A 20,091-nucleotide genomic window follows, 5' to 3' on the forward strand; every position below is an offset into this window, starting at 1 on the left:
GGACTCAGCTCAGTCGTCTCTGAGCGCGGGCAGGCCGGCGAGGAGGGCTCTGAGGGCGCGGGTGAGGGTGGGGAGGAAGTCGGGGCAGGTCGCGGCGATGTCAGGGTCCTGGGCGTAGAGTTCGGCGAGCGTCGGTGAGGGGTTCGCGACGGGGTAGAGGACGCCGGCCAGGGCGGTGGCGGCCGCGACCAGCTCCACTCCCTCGTCCGCCGTCAAGCCGGTCACCCGGGCGACCTGCTCGCCCAGGTCGGCGATGACGGCATGGATGGCGCGTTTGAACGTGCGGGCCGCCTCGACGGAGACGTTGTGTTCCAGGGTTGTCGCGGTCTGGCTGAGGAGGTCGCACAGGAGCGGCCGGTCCGCGAGTGTCTCCGCGAGGACCGCGGCGACGTCGCAAGGTGGCGCGCCGAGGCGGGTGGTGACGGTCGCCGCCCACTGGTGCCACTCCTCGGCGGCCAGGATGAGGTAGATCTCCTCGCGAGTCCCGAAATATCGCATGATGTTGGACTTCGCCAGCCCGACGGCCTCCGCGACCGCCCCCAGGCTGACGTTGCGGACCCCCGAGGCCACGGCGAGATCGCGGGCGGCCGCGAGGATCTCCTCGCGCCGCTGCTGCTTGTGCTCCGGCCGCCTGGCCCGGACGAATGCCCGCTTCATGTCGCGCTCCAGCATAGGTGACCGGACTTTAGAGGACGACGTTCTCTTGTTAAGGAAACACCGTTCTGTTAGCGTCGGCATCCTACGGAGGGGAGAAACGTGTGACCGAGCTACAAATGCGGGTGAACGGCGTCACCCGGACCCTCGACATCGAGCCGTGGGTCAGCCTGCTCGACGCGCTGCGCGACCACCTCGGCCTGACCGGGCCGAAGAAGGGCTGCGACCAGGGCGCGTGCGGCGCGTGCACGGTTCTCGCGGACGGGGTGCGGATCAACGCCTGTCTGGCCCTGGCCGTGCAGTACGCGGACAAGGAGATCACCACGATCGAGGGGATCGCCAAGGGCGAGGCGGGCACGCACCCGATGCAGGAGGCGTTCGTGCGCCATGACGGGTTCCAGTGCGGTTATTGCACCTCGGGCCAGATCTGCTCGGCCGTCGGCATGTTGACCGAGTACGCCGCCGGCACGCCCAGCGCCGTCACCCCCGCAAAAGCTGCAGAGCGCATCGAGCTGAGCGACGACGAGATCAGGGAGCGCATGAGCGGGAATCTGTGCCGGTGCGGCGCCTACAACGGCATCCTCGACGCCATCAAGGACGTCGCCGCGCAGGAGGCGCCATGAAGCCCTTCGCGTACGTCAAGCCGCTCGACATCGACGAGGCCCTGCGAGCGGCCGGCCCCGCCGTCAAGTTCCTGGGCGGGGGCACGAACCTGGTCGACCTCATGCGCGAGGGCATCGAACGTCCCGAGACGCTGGTCGACCTCACCGGCCTGCCGCTCGACGAGGTGGACGAGCTGCCCGGGGGCGGCCTGCGGATCGGCGCGCTGGTACGCAACAGCGCGCTCGCCGCCGACCGCCGCGTCCGCGCCCGCTACCCGGTCCTGTCGCAGGCCGTGCTCGCCGGCGCCTCCCCCCAGCTGCGCAACATGGCCACCGTCGGCGGCAACCTGCTGCAACGTACTCGCTGCAACTACTTCTACGACCAGGCCCACGCCTGCAACAAGCGCGAGCCGGGAAGCGGCTGCGCCGCGCTCGGCGGGTTCAACCGCGGGCACGCGGTCCTGGGCGTGAGCGAGAGCTGCATCGCCACGCATCCGTCCGACATGTGCGTGGCGCTGGCCGCCCTGGACGCCACCGTCGAGGTGCGCAGCGTGCGCGGCACCCGGCGGATCCCCTTGGCGGACTTCCACCTGCTGCCGGGCGACACGCCGCAGGCCGAGAACGCGCTGGCCGGCGACGAGCTGGTCACGGCGGTCGAGCTGCCGCCCGCGCCGGTCGCGGCCAACTCCCGTTACCGCAAGGTGCGGGACCGCGCGTCGTACGCGTTCGCCCTGGTCTCGGTGGCGGCGGCGCTGGAGGTGCGGGAGGGGACCGTGACGGCGGCCCGCCTGGCGCTGGGCGGCGTCGCGACCAAGCCGTGGCGGGCCCACGAGGCGGAACGGGTCCTGGTCGGCGGCCCGGCGACCGAGGAGGCGTTCGGCCGGGCGGCCGCCGCCGAGCTGGCGCCCGCGACGGCCCGGCCGGGCAACGCGTTCAAGGTGGACCTGGCCAGGGCCACGATCGTGGCCACGTTGAGGGAGCTGCACCAGTGAGCATCCAGACGCTGAGGGAGCCGGTATGAGCATCAAGTACGTCGGCCGGCCCGTCGACCGGCTCGACGGCCGGGACAAGATCACCGGCCGGGCCCGTTTCGCGGCGGAGCACGACTATCCGGACCTCGCCCACGCCGCCCTCGTGCACTCCACCGTCGCCCGGGGCCGCATCACCGCCATCCACGCCGACGCGGCCCGCGCGGCGAAGGGCGTGATCGAGGTCCTCACGCACGAGAACGCCCCCGCCATGAAGCCCCCGCCCTCCCGGAGCCTGCTGAACCTCAGCTCGATGGTCATCGGGACGTCGGTCAACTACCTGGCCACGGACGAGGTGCACTGGAACGGCCAGCCCGTGGCGGTCGTGGTGGCCGAATCGCCCGAGGCCGCGCGGCACGCGGCGGGCCTGGTGCGGATCACGTACGAGGAGCTGCCCGCCGTGGTGGACTTCGCGGCCGAGGAGCCGAACGCCACCCCGCAGAAGGGCAACGCGCTGATGCCGGCGGCGGCGAACAAGGGGGACGCGGAGGCGGCGCTGGCGGCCGCGGCGGTCTCGGTGGACCTGCGCTTCACCACGCCGCCGCACAACCACAACGCGATCGAGCCGCACGCGACGACCGCCGTGTGGGACGGCGACCGCCTGACCCTGCACGAGAGCACGCAGACCATCACGTGGCTGCGCAGCCATCTCGCGCAGCGGTTCGGCGTTCCCGAGGGGAACATCCGCGTGCTGTCCCCTTACGTGGGCGGCGGGTTCGGCGGCAAGGGCTCGGTGTGGGCGGGCACGCTGCTCGCCGTGCTGGCCGCCCGGGCGACCAGGCGCCCGGTACGGCTGGCGCTCACCCGGGCGGGCGTCTACCACACGGTCGGCGGCCGGACCCCGAGCACCCAGCGGGTCGCCCTGGGCGCGGACTCCGACGGGAAGCTGACCGCGCTGATCCACACCAGCGTCGCCAGGACGGGCCGGGTCGGCGGCGGCGGCGAGCAGATCACCTCGGCCTCCCGGCACCTGTACGACTCCCCGAACATCCGCCTGCGCCAGAGCCTCGTCCAGCTCGACCTGCTCTCCAACACGTTCATGCGGGCCCCGGGCGAGTCCATCGGCACCTACGCCCTGGAATCGGCCATGGACGAGCTGGCCTGCGAGCTGGGCATGGATCCGATCGAGCTGCGGATGCTCAACGAGCCGGCGCGTAATCCGATGGACGGCAAACGGTTCGCGCACCGCATGTTGCGCGAGGCGTACGAGGTGGGGGCGGAGCGGTTCGGGTGGCGCGAGCGCGATCCGCGGCCCGGCTCGATGCGCGACGGGCGGTGGCTGGTCGGCATGGGGGTGGCGTCGGCGTACCACCCGGCTTTCCAGCTCCCGGCGAGCGTCACCGTGCGGCTGGGCGCGGACGGCGGGGTCGTGGTGCGGTGCGGCCTGCACGAGATCGGCGTGGGCGCGGCGACCGTGCAGGCGCAGATCGCCGCGGACGAGCTGGGGGTGCCGCTGGAGTCGGTACGCGTCGAGGTCGGCGACTCCGACCTCCCCGCGGGCCCGATGGCGGGCGGTTCCGGGCAGACGGCGAGCGCGGCGGCCAGCGTGCTGGAGGCCTGCCGCAAGCTGCGGCGTTCCGCGCTCGACCTGGCGCGCAAGTCGCCGGACTCCCCGCTGCGCGGCGTGCGCGATCCGCAGGCCCGCGACGGCGGGCTCTACCAGGGGTCCAGAGGCGAGACATATGCGGCGATCCTCGCCCGGGCGGGTCGCGACCACCTGGAGGTGGCGGCCGGCGGCGGCATGCTGAGGTTCATGGCGAAGACCGTACGCGACCGCAGCCGGTGGGTGAAGGCCGCGTCCGGGGCGCACTTCTGCGAGGTGCGGGTGGACCGCGACACGGGCGAGGTACGGGTCTCGCGCTGGACGGGCGTGTTCGACGTCGGCACCGTGATCAACGCCAAGACGGTGGCCAGCCAGCTGCGCGGTGGCATCGTGATGGGCATCGGCCTGGCGCTGTCGGAGGAGACGCTGATCGATCCGCGCACCGGGCGGGTCGTCAACGCGAGCCTGGCCGACTACCACGTGCCCGTGCACGCCGACGTCCCGCGCATCGACATCCACTGCCTGGACGAGCCGGACCCGACGATGCCGCTGGGGCTGGTCGGGGTGGGCGAGGTCGGCATCACGGGCGTGGGCGCGGCCGTGGCGAACGCCGTGCGCCACGCCACCGGCAAGCGCGTCACGGACCTGCCGATCACGCTCGATAAGCTGCTGCCTCTCTGAAGCCGTGCCGAGTGGCGCAACCGCGACGAGTTCGTGACCGGGCGCGACGAGATCAGGGACTTCCCGCGCCGCAAGTGGGAACGGGAGCTGGACTACTCCCTGCGCAAGGAGCTGTGGGGCGTGCTGGGCGACCGCATCGCGGTCCGGTTCCAGTACGAGTGCCGCGACGCCTCCGGGCAGTGGTGGCGCAGCTACGGCAACGTGGACGTGCTGCCGGTCAGATGAGTCAGATGAGCCAGATGAGTCAGATGAGGTAGCGCAGCCACAGGTACGGCACCGACAGCGCGACGGTCACGAACGTGACGACCAGCCCGTACTTGGTGAACTGCCAGAAGCTGATCCGGGTGCCGTTGCGGGCGGCGATGCCGATGACGACGACGTTGGCCGCCGCCCCCACGGCCGTGGCGTTGCCGCCCAGGTCGGCCCCCAGGGCCAGCGCCCACCACAGCACCTGGGCGGGGCCGCTGCCCCCGTTGGCCTGGACGAGGTCGGCCACGATGGGGCTCATGGTGGCGACGTACGGGATGTTGTCCACGACGGCGGACAGCCCGGCCGACACCCACAGCAGCAGCATCGTGGTCAGGCCGAGCCGGCCGCCGGTGGCCTCGGCGGCGGCCTTCGAGATCTGGCCGATCACCCCGGTCTCCACCAGCGCCCCCACCATGACGAACAGCCCCGCGAAGAACACCAGCGTCGGCCACTCGACCTCGCGGATGGCCTCCTCGGTCGTCACCCTGGTGGCCGCCACCAGCACCCCCGCGCCCAGCAGCGCCACGACCGACGGCGCGTAGTGCAGCACGGGATGCAGCACGAACGCGGCCATCACCAGGGCCAGCACGGCGAGCGCCTGCCACAGGAGCCTGCGGTCGGCGATGGCCTCCCGCTCGTTCAGCGACATGATCTCCGCGACCCGCTCGGGGTCGTAGGTGAACGACGCCCTGAACAACCACCGGCACAGCCCGACGAACACCACCACCAGCACGACGATCAGCGGCGCCATGTGCGCGAGGAAGTCGTTGAACGTCAGGCCGCCGCGGCTGCCGATGATGATGTTCGGCGGGTCGCCGACGAGCGTGGACGCGCCGCCGATGTTGGACGCCATGGCCTCGGCGATCAGGTACGGCGCCACCGGCAACGCCAGCCGCTCGCACACCAGGAACGTCACGGGGGCGATCAGCAGCACGGTGGTGACGTTGTCCAGCAGCGCGGAGGCCGAGGCGGTGATCACGATCAGCAGTGCCATGAGCCGGAACGGCTGCCCCCGAGCCCGCTTGGCCGACCAGATCGCCAAATATTCGAATATTCCGGTCTGTTTCAGGACACCGACGATGACCATCATGCCGAGCAGCAGGAAGATCACGTTCCAGTCGATCCCGGTGTGCTCGTCGAAGAACGCCGCGCTCCCGTCGGTGGCGTGGATCAGCAGCATGACCCCCGCCCCGCCGAGCGCCGCCGCCACCCGGTGCACCTTCTCCGTGGCGATCAGCGTGTACGCGAAGAGGAAGGCGGCCACCGCCAGCCACGCGGTGACGGTCATGGCGACTCGATGAGCATGAGGGCGAACTCCGGGAACGACGACACGACCGCCGACCAGACTTCCCGGCACACCATCAAGAACATATCAAAACGCGTCAGACATACCGATGCCGCGCGCTGCTGGATGCTGCTGCCCTGGACGAGGATCTACGCGGCGTCGCGGTGGTGGCCATGGTAGGGCGGGGCGAGATCGGCGCCGCGCGGCCCCGACAGCGTGGCGCGCAGGTCCGCCATCTGGATGGTCCGGCTGATGTCGGTGGGCGTCAGCAGGCCGACCAGCCGCCCGTCCGGGTCGAGCACGACCGCGCGCCCGTCGGCGCACCCCTCCATCCTGGGCAGCAGGTCGGTCAGCGGCTCCTCGGGCCGGGCCCGCGGCACCTCCTCCGGCGGGCAGGCGATGTCGGCGAGCCGGGTCGTGCCCCGGCGCTCCGGCTCGACCCGGCGGATCCGGTTGAGCGTCACCAGGCCGGCGAAGGTCCCGTCCGGGGCGACCAGCGGGTACGTGGACAGCCGGTGCCGCATCACGACCCGCTCGATGAGCCCGGAGACGGTCTCGTCCGGCGAGGCGACCACGGGGTGCCCCGACATCGCCTCCGCGACGCGGATCCCGTGCAGGACGGTGCCGAGCCGGGTCTGCTGCTCCTCGGCGCTGGCGGCGTTCACCAGGAAGAGGCCGATCAGCGCCAGCCACAGCCCGTCGAAGCTGCGCCCGGTGACCACCTGAAGGAAGCCGACCGCGATGAGCACGTATCCGAACCAGCGTCCGGCCCGGGCCGCGGCGATCGCCGCCCGCGCCCGGTCGTGCCAGCGCGCCCACAAGATCGCCCGCAGCACCCGCCCGCCGTCCAGCGGGGCGGCCGGGACCAGGTTGAAGATGGCGAGGAGCACGTTCACCCCGGCCAGGTACGCGAACATGCCGCCCGCCAGCGCCGCCCCGGAGACCACGAAGGCGATCACCCCGAACACCACGCCGGCCAGCAGGCTCGTCGCGGGCCCCACCACGGCGATCTTCAGATCCGCGCCCGGCGAGCGGGGCTCGCCGCGTAGCTCCGCGACCCCGCCCAGCAGCCAGAGCGTGATCCGCGACACCTCGACGCCCTCGTGCCGGGCCATGATCGCGTGCGCCAGCTCGTGCGCGAGCAGCGAGGCCATGAACAGCACCGCCGCCACCACCCCGGCCAGCACGTACGCGGCCCGCGGGTAGCCGGGGAAGACCGCGGGGAACCGTCCGAAGCCCAGCCCGAACACCAGGATCGCGACGATCACCAGCACGCTGATGTTGAGCCCCACCCGCACGCCCCCGATGCGGCCCAGAGGGATGGATGAACGCATCTCGCCTCCCTGCGGCCTGATTTGTTCGCTCAACCGCCCCCTGCCCGCAAAAGCGCAGCTCAAGCCCTGTTCAGGAAGTGCCGAGCACCCCCGCCAGCTCGGCGAACGCGGTGGCCGCGGGGAGCGGGTCGGCCGGGAGGGCCAGCAGGATGGTGCGCTCGGAGGCCGGTTCGAGGGGGACCGCGTGGACGCCCGGGTGGTGGGCGGGCAGCGACAGCTCGGGAACGACGGTCACGCCGAGCCCCTCGGCGACCATGGCGAGGATGCTGCCGGTGTCGCGGACCCGGTAGTGACAGCGCAGGCTCGCCCCCGCCGCCCGCGCCAGGGCCGTGATCAGCGGCTCGCAGCCGCCCGTCGACATGATGAACGGGTGCCTGGCCAGCTCGGCGACCGGCACGGAAGCGCGTTCGGCCAGCGCGTGACCGCCGGGCAGGACGGCGAGCATCCGGTCGGTGGCCAGCGGGCGCGTGACCAGCCCCGCCACGTCGGCGGGCACGGCGCCGGCCGTGAGGGTGCCGACGTCGGCGGCGCCGGTCCTGAGCCAGTCGAGCACCTCCCCGTCCGACCCCTCGATCACGGTGAGCCGCACGCGCGGGTGCGCCTCGCCATAAAGCCGCAGGATGCGCGGCAGCAGGCGCGCGTTGGCGCTGGGGATGACGCCCACGCGCAGGCTGCCGGTGTCCGCCCCGCGCGCCGCGGCCACCTCCTGCTCCAGCGCTTCGAGCTGGGTGAGGATGAGCGTGGCGCGGCGGCGGACGGCCCGCCCGGCGGCGGTCAGGCTCACCCCGTGGCTCCCCCTGACGAGCAGGGACAGGCCCAGCTCGCTCTCCAGGCCGCGCAGGGCGTGGCTGACCGCGGACTGCGTGGTGTTCAGCTCCTCGGCCGCGCGGGTCATGTTGCCGGTACGCGCGACCGCCAGCAGGATCCTGAGCTGCGTGAACGTCATAGCGCCGCGCGCAGCAACCCCACGACCAGCGGGTGCGGCCGTCCGGGCATCGATCTCGTCTGCGGCACGAAGAGCGTGGCCAGGTAGAACGGGTGGCCGGGCAGCTCCAGCACCCGGGCCTCGCCGCTGTCGTCCCTGCCCGTCGCGCGGCCCGTCACGCGCAGGCCGCCCTCGTGCAGGGTGCTCTGGTGGGCCGGGTTGAGGCCGAAATTGCAGTAGTACTGCTCCTTCACCTCGCATTCCCCGTACAGGGCCGCCACCGTGGAGCCGGGCGTGAGCGTGACCGGCATGGTCCGGCCCGCGAGGGAGCAGGTCAGCTCGGAGACGAACAGGTCGGACGCGTACGGGTCGTACTCGGCGTGCTGCGCGTCCTCGAACCCGAGCACGTGGCGGGCGTACTCGATCACCATGTGCTGGCTGCCGCCGCACGTCCCCAGGGTGGGCACGCTGTGCTCGCGGCCGTGCCGGAGCGCGGCCAGCGCGCCGCGCAGGCTGCGGTACGGGCTCCCCGGGGCGCACCACAGCACGTCGGCGGCCCGCACGCCGGACAGGTCCGATTCGAGCGGCTCGGTGGCCAGCCAGCGGACCTCGACCTCGACGCCCAGGTGATCGGCCGCGTGGCCCAGGGCGTCGTCGGTGGCCACGTGCGGGACGAACGTCTGGTCGCGGTCGCCGACGACCGCGACCCTCAGCGAGGACTTCATGCGCCCACTATGCGGGGGCGAAGGCATGAGCACCAATACTGAGCTGCGCGAACGTCATGAGTGAACGCTCATGTCAGCCGGTGGCGCGGTCAGGAGCGGCAGCATGACCTCCACGCGCGTCCCGGCCCCGGGCTCGCCGCCGACCACGCAGATCCCGCCCAGCTCCGCCGCCCGCTCGCGCATCGAGCCGAGCCCCACGCCCGCGCGATGCTCCTCTGGCAGCCCCTTGCCGTCGTCGGCGATCAGCACGCGCAGCACCGACCGCTCCCGCTGCAGGACGATCCGGCAGCTGGACGCCTGGGCGTGCCGCCGGACGTTGGTGAGCGCCTCCTGGATGATCCGGTAGACCGCCACCTCGACGGCCGCGGGCAGCTCCGACAGGTCGCCCTGCACCTCGACCTCCGCCGGCGGCGGCGACTGCCCGGCCAGGTCGCCGATCGCGCGGACCAGGCCGAGGTCGTCGAGGGCGGGCGGGCGCAGGCCGTACACGAGCTCGCGGATGTCGCCCGTGACCGCGCCCATGCCCGTGTGCAGCTCGCGCAGCAGCTCGTCGGCGGCCTCCGGGGACTTCTTGAGGCTGAGCCTGGCCATGTTGATGGTCATCGCCATGGCGGAGAGCGTCTGGCCGAGCCCGTCGTGCAGGTCGCGGCGCAGGCGGCGGCGCTCCTCCTCCCTGGTGGTCAGGATGCGCTCCCTGGAACGTTGCAGGTCCGCCGCCATCCGCACCGCGTGCGCCACGTCCGCGGCGTACGGGGTGAGCGTGGCCAGCACTCGCTCGTTGTGCGCGGCGGGGAAGCGGCGCGGGCCCGGCGGGCCGACGAGCAGGCGGCCGACCCGCTCCCCGTGCCAGATCAGCGGCACCTCGCGGGAGTCCGGGCCCACCCGGCCGTTCTCCACGTAGCGGGGCTCGCCGTCGGCCACCTCCACGGCCACGCCCTCGACCGCCAGGCCGTCGCGCAGCACGCTCACCACCGAGGTCAGCGCCTTGGCCGGGTCGCCGCGCCGGACCGCCTGGGTCAGGCGCTCGGCCAGCAGGCCGGGGTCGCCGACGGCGCCGTACAGGAGGCGGTCCACGGCCCGCTGCAGCGCCCGCCGCAGCGGCTGGAAAAAGGCGCCCGCGAACAGCGCGGCGGCGATCCCGGCCACCTGGCCGTACCCGGAGACGAGCAGGCCGGACAGCGCGCCCGCGCCGAAGTAGACGGCGCTGACCACGGCCACCACGCCGGCGGCCACGAACGCCCGGCTGATCACCGTGTCGATGCCGTAGAGCCGGTAGCGCATCACCGAGAACGCCATCGCGACCGGGATCAGCGCCGCCCAGCCGAACGCGATCCACGCGAACCCGGGCAGGAACGCGGCCACGACCAGGAACACGATGTAGCCGGCGAACGCCAGGAGCGGCCAGCCGATCTGCCGCCTGGTGACGGAGTCCGCGTGCCGCAGGCGCACCGTCAGCGACAGCGCCGACAGCGTCATGGCGACGTAGATGCCCGTCCAGGCGATCGCCGAGACCGTCGCCGTGTACGGGGCCAGCGCGGGGATCTGCAGCGGGTTCGGGATGACCTGGGGGTACGGGTAGCTGCCAGGGGGCGGCGGCACGCGGAAGACGGCGCGCAGGAAGTCGGCCGTGATGGAGGCCGCGCCCAGCGCCAGGGCGAGGCGCCAGCGCGGCGAGGGCAGGCGGCCGTCGGGCGAGTACAGCGGCAGCACCATCGTGAGGGTCACGCCGCACACCGCCCAGCCGAGCTGGGCCGGCAGCCGCAGGTAACCCGCGAGGAGGAGGTCGCCGCCCGCGGCGGCGTGGAACATCATCGCCTGCGCGAAGTCGCTGACGGCGGCGGCCAGGCCGCCCGCGCACATCAGCCAGGCAAGGTTGAGCCGGGGCCGGTGGAAGATGAGGAACGCGCCGACCGCCGGGAACGTCAGCGCGGCGGCCGTCTGCGGGGACACCGTCCGCTCGGGCGTCCACGCGTCGGGCAGCCCGGCCCAGACCAGCAGCGCGACCACGGTGAGCGCCGGCGACACCACCGCCATGGTCACGGAGGCGACTCTCGCCCCCCGTGCCGGCTTCTCGTCATCGGCGACCTCGGCGAATCCCCCAGCCATCCCGCGCTCCGCCTCTCCGATCCCCGGCACGCCTCCCGTAGAAGAGGATTATGACCCCTTAATCGGGATGAATCCGTACGCCGTTTCCGGGACGTTATCCGCGGGGCCCTGCCCTGACCCGCGATCGCCGCTGAGCCAGGGCAGGGAGCATCGGTGCTACCCCATCGGTGTCACCCCACGGTGACCGTGGCCTTGGCGGCGACGGTCGTGCCCGCCACCTGACCGTTCACCGTGAACGTGCCCGGCTGGGCGTACTTGTCAGGGCTGATCGCCTCCCAGGTGACCTCGGCCGAGCTGTCCTTCGAGCCGTCGTTGTACGTCGCCACGACGGTCCTGGGCAGCGAGGGAGCGACCCCGGCCCGGGTGGCGACGGCCTCCTCGGCGATCGAGGTGATCGTCACCGCCGAGGTCGTGCGGACGTACACGGTGGCCTGGGCGGGCTGGCGCACGCCCTCGGCCAGGCCGGCGACCGTGAAGCTGGTGCCGCCGGTCTTGACCTGGTCGGCCGTCACCTGCTGCCAGGTGACGGCGGCCGAGCTGCGGGTGCCGTCCGCGTAGAGGGTCTCCACCGTGGCGGGCAGCTTGGGCAGCGTGCCGGCCAGGGTGGGGACGTGGACGGGGCGCACGGAGTCCGGCGGGACCTCGTACACCTTGACCTCCAGCAGGCCGACCGACGCCCCGCCGGCCTGGAGCTGGACGCGCAGCTTCGAGGTCGTCACGGTGTCGAACGCGACCGTGTTGTAGGCGTCGGCCGCCTTCGGGTAGGAGGCGACGCCGGTGACGTCCTCGAACGAGTCTCCGTCCCAGTACTGGATCTTCCACGAGGCGGGGACGCGCACGCCGCCGCCGTCGTCGAAGAAGTACACGTCGCTCTTGTTCACCCGCACCGCCGACGGCCATTCGAGCTGCACCCACTGCGTGTCCTGCTGCGGCCAGGTGCCCCAGCGCGGGTTGGCGCCGTCGTTGGAGCGCGGCGGGTCGATGCCGTCGTTGATCGCGGTGACCTTCTCCCACGGCGAGGTGTAGGAGGCCGTGGGCGTGGCCTTGGGCGCCACGTTCGCCTGCGCGGACTGGGGCGTCACGGTCACGGTCACGGTCGTGGAGCCGCTCTTCTCGCCGTCCGTGGCCGTGAGCTTCAGCCGGTACGCGCCCGCCTCGGAGAACGAGACCACCGTGTCGGTGCCCGTCGGGTTGGTGAAGAACGCCTCACCCGGCCCGTCGACCTTGGCCCACTGGGTCGTGAGCCTGCCCGACGGCAACCCGTCGTCCTTGACCACCGCGTCGAGCCTGGCCTGGCCCGGGCGGCTGAACGTGAGGTCGGGCACGACCACCACGGACGGCGCCTTGTTGGCGACCGGGCCGGCGCCGGCGCCCGTCAGGTACGCCTGCACCTCCTTCAGCCCCGTCGCGTAGCCGGGCTGGTGCGTGACCAGCACCCGCAGCTTCTGCGTCGTGACGGCCGGGAAGCGGACCGCGTTGAGGTTGGCCCGCGGGTTGGCCGGCTTCCTGGCCTGGCCCGGCACGTCCTTCCAGGTGTCGCCGTCCTGGTACTGCACCGTGTAGAAGGCGGGCTCGCGGTAGCCGCCCGCCTTGCGGTCGTTGTAGAAGTACAGCTTGACCTGATCGACCTTCTGGGCCGAGCCGAGGTCCGCCGCCAGCCAGTCCTGGGCGTTGCCGGAGCCCTTGCTGCCCCAGTACGGCTCGTTGATCGTGAAGCCGTCCACCGCGCCGGCCGGGTCGCCGTGGGAGGCGGTGGCGGACCTGACCAGGTTGGGGCGGGTGGAGCGCAGGTCCACGCCGGCCTTCTGGAACAGGTCCTCGACCCGGTCGCCCTTCAGCTCGACCTGGGCGGGGGCCTTCATCGAGGCGGCCTTCTCGGCGTGCACCACCTGACCACCCTCGACCCTGCCCGTGGCCGGGTCCCAGACGGCGTGCGCCAGCCCCGACAGGGTGACCTTGCGCTTGCCGTCGATCAGGATCGAGTACCCCTCGGGCACCCCGGCGTAGTGCCTGGTGCCGTCGCCCGGCTTGTCCCAGACGATGGTCAGGTCACTGCCCCGGTAGTTGATCCCGTTGACGCTGAAGTGGTCCCAGCCGATGTCCACCGGCCAGAGCTCGACCTTGCCGTCCGAGCGCGGGCGCAGGCCCATGGCGTCCTCGATGACGGTCCAGTTGCTGCTGCCCAGGATCGTGTGGTGGATCCAGGAGCGGTAGCCGATGGTCTTGGTCGAGGGGTTCCAGTCGGCCCAGAACTCGTTGGCGTCGGGGTAGCGGGTGTCGCCGCCGACGTACTGCGACCAGGCGTTCCAGTACAGAAGCTGCTTGTACTGGTCGGCGGTGATGTACGGCGAGCTGTACTGCCGCAGCGCCTTGGAGAACAGCGCGAAGTTCCGGGTGGAGTTGATCTGCGAGAAGTTGTTGGAGCCGGGGTTGCCGGCGGCCGCGGCCTCCTTCTTGTCCTTCTGGTTGGCGGTGTACGCCGGGAAGATCGGATATTCCGCCGGGTCGGTCCACAGGCGCAGCGCCTCCCGGTACTTCGGGTCGTCCGTCGGCACGAGCCCGGTGGCGTACGGGATGTAGTTGTTGGACTCCTTCCACGGGATCAGGTTGCCCGTCTGGAGGTCGCGGTGCTTGAACAGCTTGTTCTGCTCGTCCCAGAGCAGCGTGAGGATGCCGTTCCTGACCTTGTCGGCCACGCCGCGCATCTCGGCCGCCTTTGCCGCGTCGCCCGCCAGCTCGTACGCCTGCGCCGCCGCCATCGCGTTGGCGTAGACGTAGGCGCCTTCGAGCCGCTCGTTGGCCCGGTCGTAGTAGTGGAACGACACCGCGTCGGCGTCGTTCCCGGTCATGGCCTCCCAGTCGTACTCGATGACGCCGTTCTTGTTGGAGTCGTAGGCGTTGAGCTGGCCGTACACGTCCTTCTCGGCGTAGCGGGCCAGGTTGCGCAGGATCGACGGCTGGCCGCCGTGGAGCTGGTAGCTCTCCAGGGCCGCGGCCGAGATGTACTGCGTGTAGCTGTTCGACCAGTTCTCGGGGTCGCCCGGGTTGTCGGTGTACTTGGAGTTGCGCGAGACCTCGCCCGCCGACACCCACGGCCCGTACGAGTAGATCGGGTCGCGCAGGTACTTCAGGTCCTGCACGAACATCGGCACGGTCAGCACGATCGCGTTGTTGTAGCCCAGCGCCCCCTCGACCGACGTGGGGAACTGGAAGTCGTTCCCGGGGATGTCGGCGTCGAGGAAGTTGAAGCGCATGAGCCACCAGCGGTAGTACACGAACTTCTTGATGTTCTCGTCGGGCACGTCGATGTAGGGGAGGTTCTCGGCCCACCAGGCGTTGTAGTCCTGGAGCTGGCGGCGCAGCGCCTTCTCGGGCGAGCGGCCCTTGTAGCCGTCGTACTCCGCCCGCGAGCCGGGCAGCTCGTCGGTGACGAAGCCCATCTGCACCTTGGTCCGCACGGTCTTGCCCGGCTCGACCGTCAGCGAGCCCTTGAGCGTGCCGTCCGAGACCTTCAGCCCGTCGCCGCTGAGCCGGGGGAAGATCGTGGTCAGCCTGTTCTTGGCCCAGACGGTCCCGGTCAGCTCGCGGTCGCCCTCGGGCGTCTTCGTGTAGGGAGAGGTCACGGTGATCGGCACGGAGCGCGCCGCGGACCCGGTGTTGGTGATCTCCAGCGTCGTCACGGCCACGTTCTCGTGGGTGATGAACTTCTTCACCCCGACCGACAGGCCGTCACCCGTGTACTGCCCGGTCCAGTGGCTGGGCATCTGCAGGCGCTTGGAGACGTCCTCGGTGAGCCGGCCGCCCAGCGAGACCTCGTACGCGCCGCGGTTGTCGATGCTCTCCCAATACGCCACGAACCCACCGAAGCCGATGACCGAGGGATCGTGCTCCTTCATGAACAGCGCCCGCCCGCGCGTCATCAACCACGGGCCCGCCGGATCGTCGCCGGGGCGGGCCAGCATGCGGTCGATCCAGTACGAGTCGCCGCCCTTCTCCTTGTTGTAGATCTCCTCCATCATCTTGCGGGGGTGGTACGCCACGGGTTCGGCGGGCACCGGGTCTGCGCCCGTGAACACCGGCATCCCCAGGTCGTCCTGGGCGGCGTACGAAGGTGACGCGGCAAGCGAAGCTGTGAGCGTTAACACAGCCAGGCACACCAACGGTTTACGCACTTGCCTCTCCTAGATCGGTAGCCAGACACGCATGGTCGCGGGGCCGCGGTTGCCCCACCGGTGGTAGGGCACGAGCCGGAGCCTGACGTCGGGGCCGCTCCCCTGGCCGCCGGAGGCGGGCGCGTACGGCCAGCCGTTGCCGTCCCCGGCGCCCAGCGTCGCCTCCACCTCCAGCTCCACCACGCCGTCCGCCTCGTGGTGCTCCACGGGCGGCTGGACCCGCGCGGTCAGGTCGCCCAGCGCCGGCTCGTCGGCCACCGACTCGGCGCAGTAGACCAGCGGCCCCCGCTCCACCGCCGCGCTCCCCCGCAGCGCGTCGATCCGCCGGTCGGGGAACGTCCACCTGGGCGCCATCGGCAGCTCCAGCCGGATCTCGTCACCGGCCCGCCACGGCCCATCGACGTAGGCGTAACCGGGATCGACCGGGCGCACCGCCGGGCTCTCCGCCAGCGGCGCCTCCGGCGAGGACACCGGGACATGGGCGAGCGTGGCGTCCGTGGCCCACGCGGGGACGCGCAGCCCGATCCGGCCCTCGCCGCCCTCCAGCACCCGCACGCTCACCGAGCCGGTCCACGGGTAGCCGGTCTCCACGCGTACCGCCAGGCCGCCGTGCCGGATCTCCGACGGGGTGTGGTGGTGGATCTGGATCCCGTCCGCGGTGGTCGTGGCCACGTACGCGGCCAGCGAGGCCATCGTGCGGGCGATGTTGTTCGGGCAGCAGGACACGTCGAACCAGGGCGAGCGCAGCCCGCCCTCCGCGGCGTGGTTGACCCCCTCCAGCGGCACCGCCGGCACCCGCACCTGCAGCGGGTTGGCGTAGAAGAACGACTTGCCGTCCAGCGCCACGCCCGTGGCGAGCATGTTGTACAGGGTGCGCTCGGCGAGGTCGGCGTAGCGGGCGTCGCCCGTGGCCAGCAGCAGCCGGTGCGCCAGCATGACGGAGGCGATGCTCGCGCAGGTCTCGTTGTAGGCCCGGTCCGGCGGCAGCTCGTAGTCCTCGCCGTACGACTCGTCGGCATGCCTCGAGCCCATGCCGCCGGTCAGGTGGGTACGCCGGGCCACCGTGCGCTCCCACTGGGACTCGATCGCCTTCAGCAGCTCCTGGTCGCCGGTCTCGATCGCCACGTCCACCACGCCGGAGGCGAGATAGAGCGCGCGCACCGCGTGCCCGCGGAACACCTGGGCCTGCCTGACCGGGATGTCGTCCTGGTAGTAGGCGCGGCCGAAGGGGATGTCGGCGAGCGCGGGCAGGCCGCGGCGCTCGACGAAGCGGCGGGCCATCTCCAGGTAGCGCTCGGTGCCGGTCGCGCGGTAGAGCTCGACCAGGCCCATCTCGATCACCGGGTGGCCGCAGGTCCGGGTGCCCTCCATGAAGCGGCGGCACACGTGGTCGGCGGCCTTGATCGCGACCTGGGTGAGCCGGTCCTCGCCGTGCATGCGCAGCCGGGCGACCCCGGCCTGGATCAGGTGCCCGTAGCAGTAGAGCTCGTGGCCCCACTCGAAGTCGGTGTAGCGGCTGCCGGACCAGCGGGTGTTGATGTATCCGTCGCCCTCCTGGGCCTGGGCCACGGTCTCGGCCAGCGCGGGCAGGGCCGGGTGGTCGGCCCAGGCCATGGCCTCCAGCAGCTTGTAGATCTCGGAGTCGCTGAACTCCCGCCCCCGGCGGGGCCGCTCGCCCCGGAAGTTGCCGATCCAGCCTTCCCGCTCTTCCCATTCCTGGCAGTGGGCGATCGTGACCTCGCGGTTGAGCGCGGCCCGGTCGCCCCAGAAGCCGGGGAGCAGCCGTACCGCGTCGAGGCCGAGGGGGGACAGGGCGCCCGATGAGGGCAGGACAGGGTTAGCCACGCAGAGCTCCTGACATGAATCCGCGCACGTAGTGGCGCTGCAGCACGATGAAGAGGATGAGACAGGGGAAGGCCATGACCATGACGCCGGCCTGGAGCATGCCGTAGTCGATGGCGCCGAACGTCTGCTGCGTCATGCTGACCACGGCCACCGGCAGCGTGAACGACGCGCCGTCGTTGAGCAGGATGAGCGGGGCGAAGAAGTCGTTCCACGACGCCAGGAAGGCGAACAGGCCCACCGTGATCAGCGCGGGCCGCACGGCGTGCAGCAGGATCCTGGCGAACGCCCTGAACGTGCCGCAGCCGTCCACCAGCGCGGCCTCCTCCAGCTCGCGCGGCAGCGCCTCGAACGCGTTGCGCATCATGAACAGCGCGAACGGCAGCTGGAACATGACGAACACCAGCGAGAGCCCGACCAGGGAGTTCTGCAGGCCGAGATAGCCGAGCAGCACGTAGAGCGGGATCAGGATCGTCGCGTACGGCACCATGAGGATCGCCAGCGTGGCCAGGAACAGCAGGTTCTTGCCGGGGAAGTCGAAGCGGGCGAAGCCGTAGCCGCCGAGCGCGGAGACGACCAGCGTGCCCGCCACCGTCATCACCGACACCAGCACGCTGTTGGTCGCGTACGTGCCGAGCCCCTCGCCGAAGCGGGCCATCTCCAGGTAGTTGGACGGCTCCTCGAACGAGGCGTAACCGCTCCACACCAGCGGGAACAGGAAGAGCACCGCCAGGGCGGACAGCGTGAGGTAACGGCTCATCGCAGCCTCCGCATCATCAGCGTGTTGAGCCCGACGAGGGCGACCAGCAGGACGACCGAGAGCGCCGCCGCGCCGCCGAGGTCGAAGCGGAAGAACGCGTCGCGGTAGACGACCATGACCATCGAGACCGTGCTGTTGTCGGGGCCGCCGTTGGTGAAGACGAAGAACTGGTCGAAGGCCAGCAGCGAGCCGGTGACGCTGAGGATCAGCATCAGCGCCAGCGTCGGGCGCAGCAGCGGGAGCGTGATCTTGGTGAAGACCTGCCAGCGGTTCGCGCCGTCGCTCCTCGCGGCCTCGTACACCTCGGTCGGGATGGCCTGCAGGCCGGTCAGCAGGATGAGCATGTTGAAGCCGGCGAAACGCCACAGCACCAGCGTGATCGTGGAGAACAGCGCCATGTTCGGCGTGCCGATCCACTTGACCGGCTCGCTGGTGATGTGCAGCGCCTGGAGCAGGGGGTCGATGGGGCCGAAGTCGTTGTTCAGCATCCCGTAGAACAGCAGCCCGGCGGCGGCGAAGCCCACGGCGCCGGGCAGGAAGAACGCGGTCCTGAAGAAGCCGATGCCCGGCTTGCGGTCCTGCACCAGCATGGCGAGCCCGAGCGCCACGGCCGACAGCAGGACGGTCGTGATCGCCGTGTACTTGAGCGTGAAGAGGACCGCGTCCACGAAGAGCGGGTTGTCGCCGATCTTGAGGTAGTTGTCGGGGGCGTTGAACGTGGCCTGGCCGAGCAGGGGCCAGCGGTTCAGCGACATCCAGCCGACCAGCACCAGGGGCGCGATGAAGAGCACGCCCACGATGACGGCCGTCGGAGCCGTGTACAGCCAGCCCTGTACCTTCCTGCTCCGCCACCGGGCGGAGGGCGCGGAGTGCGCCGCCCGCCGTCCGGTTCGGTTCATCGTCAGAGTCATTGTTGGAGTGACTTCGTGATCTCGGCGTTGAGCTGCGGGAGCTTCGAGGCGTCACCGAACACGGCCTCGCGCGCGTAGCGCAGCCAGGGACCCTGCGGGTCGTTGAAGGTCTGGCCGAAGCGCAGCGCGTACGGCGTCTGGCCCTTGGCCACCAGCGAGTTGATCATCACCACGCGCGGGTCCTCCGCGGAGTACTTGTTGCCGGCCAGGTCGGTACGCGCCAGCACGTCCTTGTTCTTGGCCATGACCTCGACCTGGGCCTCGTCGCCGACCGTCCAGGACAGGAAGTCCCAGGCCGCGTCCGGGTTCTTGGACGTGGCGGAGATGCCGACGGAGTCGCCGCCCACGAACGTGGACTCGCCGCCGTCGGGGCCGGCGATCGGGGCGACGCCGATCTTCATGTCCTTGGGCATGAGGCCGAGCGTGGTGGAGGGCATCGGCATGACGCCGATCTCACCCTTGGGGAAGAAACCGGTCCAGGTCGGGCCCTGCTCCTCCTTGGCGGTCGGCCCGGTGACCTTCTTGTCGTACAGGTCGCGCCAGATCTTGAACACGTCGGTCATCGCGGCCTGGTCGTTGAGCGACTGGGTGCCCTCGGCGTTCATGACCTGGCCGCCGGAGGCCCAGACGGAGGGCCAGAACGTGAAGACGTAACAGCCGCCGCAGTTGCCGCCGAAGAAAGTACCGTGGACCTTGCCGTCTTTGCCGAGCTTCTCCTGGATCGTGGTCGCCTGCTGGGCGAACTCCTTCAGCGACTTCGGCCCCTGCTCCGGGTCGAGCCCGGCCTTCTGGTAGAGGTCCTTGTTCCAGAACCAGACCGACAGGTCGAGCGTGTGCGGGAGCGTGTACATCTTGCCGTCGAGCGTGCCGAGCTTCATGTGCGAGGGGGCCAGGCCGTCCTTGAACGGCAGCTTCGCGACCCTGTCCGTGATGTCCATGAACAGACCCTGAGAGGTGTAGTTCGGGACGAAGATGACGTCGGCCGCGAACACGTCGGGGAGCTGCTTGGCACCGGCCGCCGCGGCGATGCGCGGCTGGTAGTTGTCGGTCGGGATGACGGTGAGCTTGACCTGAATGTTCTTGTGACTGCTGTTGTAGGCCTTGACCAGCCGCTCGCTCTGCGTCTGGGTGGCCGCACGGGTCCACATGGTGATCGTCACGGGACTCTCCGCCGACGGCGTGCTGCCCCCACCACCACCGCCGCTGCCGCAGGCCGCCGCTGTGAGCGCTAACACACCGAGGAGGGAGATCCCGGCCAGCCTTCGTCTCATGTT

Annotated in this window: 14 protein-coding genes and 1 pseudogene; 4 read left to right on the forward strand and 11 right to left on the reverse strand. The window is 71.1% G+C overall.

The genetic code is table 11. The annotated features are described in order from the left end of the window. Positions 1-9: 9 nt before the first annotated feature. Positions 10-657 (reverse strand): TetR/AcrR family transcriptional regulator, encoded by a 648-nt coding sequence (locus H4W80_RS30700; RefSeq protein ID WP_192788264.1) that lies wholly within the window; start codon positions 655-657, stop codon positions 10-12. A gap of 116 nt (positions 658-773) precedes the next feature. On the opposite strand from H4W80_RS30700, the gene H4W80_RS30705 reads away from it, so the two are divergent. From H4W80_RS30705 to H4W80_RS30720, 4 genes and pseudogenes are all read left to right on the forward strand, one after another. Next, complete coding sequence (locus H4W80_RS30705) at positions 774-1,277, forward strand: (2Fe-2S)-binding protein (RefSeq protein WP_192793838.1); 504 nt, start codon at positions 774-776, stop codon at positions 1,275-1,277. Beyond that, entirely contained in the window at positions 1,274-2,248 is a 975-nt protein-coding gene (locus H4W80_RS30710; RefSeq protein WP_192788265.1) for an FAD binding domain-containing protein, read from the forward strand. The genes H4W80_RS30705 and H4W80_RS30710 overlap by 4 nt, the downstream gene beginning before the upstream one ends. A 25-nt stretch (positions 2,249-2,273) precedes the next feature. Beyond that, positions 2,274-4,508, forward strand: coding sequence for a xanthine dehydrogenase family protein molybdopterin-binding subunit (locus H4W80_RS30715; protein WP_192788266.1), 2,235 nt, complete (start codon positions 2,274-2,276; stop codon positions 4,506-4,508). 12 nt (positions 4,509-4,520) lie between these two features. Beyond that, positions 4,521-4,709: pseudogene (locus H4W80_RS30720) on the forward strand (DUF1348 family protein); the annotation flags it as partial. Positions 4,710-4,752: 43 nt separating this feature from the next. Here the strand turns inward: H4W80_RS30720 and H4W80_RS30725 are convergent. The 10 genes from H4W80_RS30725 to H4W80_RS30770 form a co-directional block, all read right to left on the reverse strand. Beyond that, positions 4,753-6,045 carry an ArsB/NhaD family transporter gene (locus tag H4W80_RS30725; protein WP_192788268.1) on the reverse strand — a complete coding sequence of 431 codons (1,293 nt, stop codon included), beginning with the start codon at positions 6,043-6,045 and terminating at the stop codon, positions 4,753-4,755. Between the two features lie 146 nt (positions 6,046-6,191). After that, complete coding sequence (locus H4W80_RS30730; protein ID WP_192788269.1) at positions 6,192-7,376, reverse strand: site-2 protease family protein; 1,185 nt, start codon at positions 7,374-7,376, stop codon at positions 6,192-6,194. A 70-nt stretch (positions 7,377-7,446) separates the two neighbouring features. Continuing rightward, the gene (locus tag H4W80_RS30735) at positions 7,447-8,322 is read right to left on the reverse strand and encodes a LysR family transcriptional regulator (RefSeq protein WP_192788270.1); all 876 of its coding nucleotides are present in this window, start codon (positions 8,320-8,322) and stop codon (positions 7,447-7,449) included. Next, positions 8,319-9,026 (reverse strand): CTP synthase C-terminal region-related (seleno)protein, encoded by a 708-nt coding sequence (locus H4W80_RS30740; RefSeq protein ID WP_192788271.1) that lies wholly within the window; start codon positions 9,024-9,026, stop codon positions 8,319-8,321. Before H4W80_RS30740 ends, H4W80_RS30735 begins: the two co-directional genes overlap by 4 nt. Before the next feature lie 54 nt (positions 9,027-9,080). Beyond that, positions 9,081-11,132 carry a sensor histidine kinase gene (locus H4W80_RS30745; protein ID WP_192788272.1) on the reverse strand — a complete coding sequence of 684 codons (2,052 nt, stop codon included), beginning with the start codon at positions 11,130-11,132 and terminating at the stop codon, positions 9,081-9,083. A 170-nt stretch (positions 11,133-11,302) separates the two neighbouring features. Next, positions 11,303-15,214 carry an Ig-like domain-containing protein gene (locus tag H4W80_RS30750; protein ID WP_192788273.1) on the reverse strand — a complete coding sequence of 1,304 codons (3,912 nt, stop codon included), beginning with the start codon at positions 15,212-15,214 and terminating at the stop codon, positions 11,303-11,305. A gap of 99 nt (positions 15,215-15,313) precedes the next feature. Beyond that, positions 15,314-17,149: a glycoside hydrolase family 127 protein gene (locus H4W80_RS30755; RefSeq protein ID WP_192788274.1), complete on the reverse strand. Its 1,836-nt coding sequence runs from the start codon at positions 17,147-17,149 to the stop codon at positions 15,314-15,316. Then, positions 17,142-17,906, reverse strand: coding sequence for a carbohydrate ABC transporter permease (locus H4W80_RS30760; RefSeq protein ID WP_192788275.1), 765 nt, complete (start codon positions 17,904-17,906; stop codon positions 17,142-17,144). The genes H4W80_RS30755 and H4W80_RS30760 overlap by 8 nt, the downstream gene beginning before the upstream one ends. Beyond that, on the reverse strand, positions 17,903-18,805 hold the full coding sequence (locus tag H4W80_RS30765) for a carbohydrate ABC transporter permease (RefSeq protein WP_225963754.1): 903 nt from the start codon (positions 18,803-18,805) through the stop codon (positions 17,903-17,905). The genes H4W80_RS30760 and H4W80_RS30765 overlap by 4 nt, the downstream gene beginning before the upstream one ends. A gap of 8 nt (positions 18,806-18,813) precedes the next feature. After that, positions 18,814-20,088, reverse strand: coding sequence for an ABC transporter substrate-binding protein (locus H4W80_RS30770; protein ID WP_192788277.1), 1,275 nt, complete (start codon positions 20,086-20,088; stop codon positions 18,814-18,816). Between the last annotated feature and the right edge of the window lie 3 nt (positions 20,089-20,091).

The sequence above is a fragment of the Nonomuraea angiospora genome (assembly GCF_014873145.1).
GTDB lineage: Bacteria > Actinomycetota > Actinomycetes > Streptosporangiales > Streptosporangiaceae > Nonomuraea > Nonomuraea angiospora.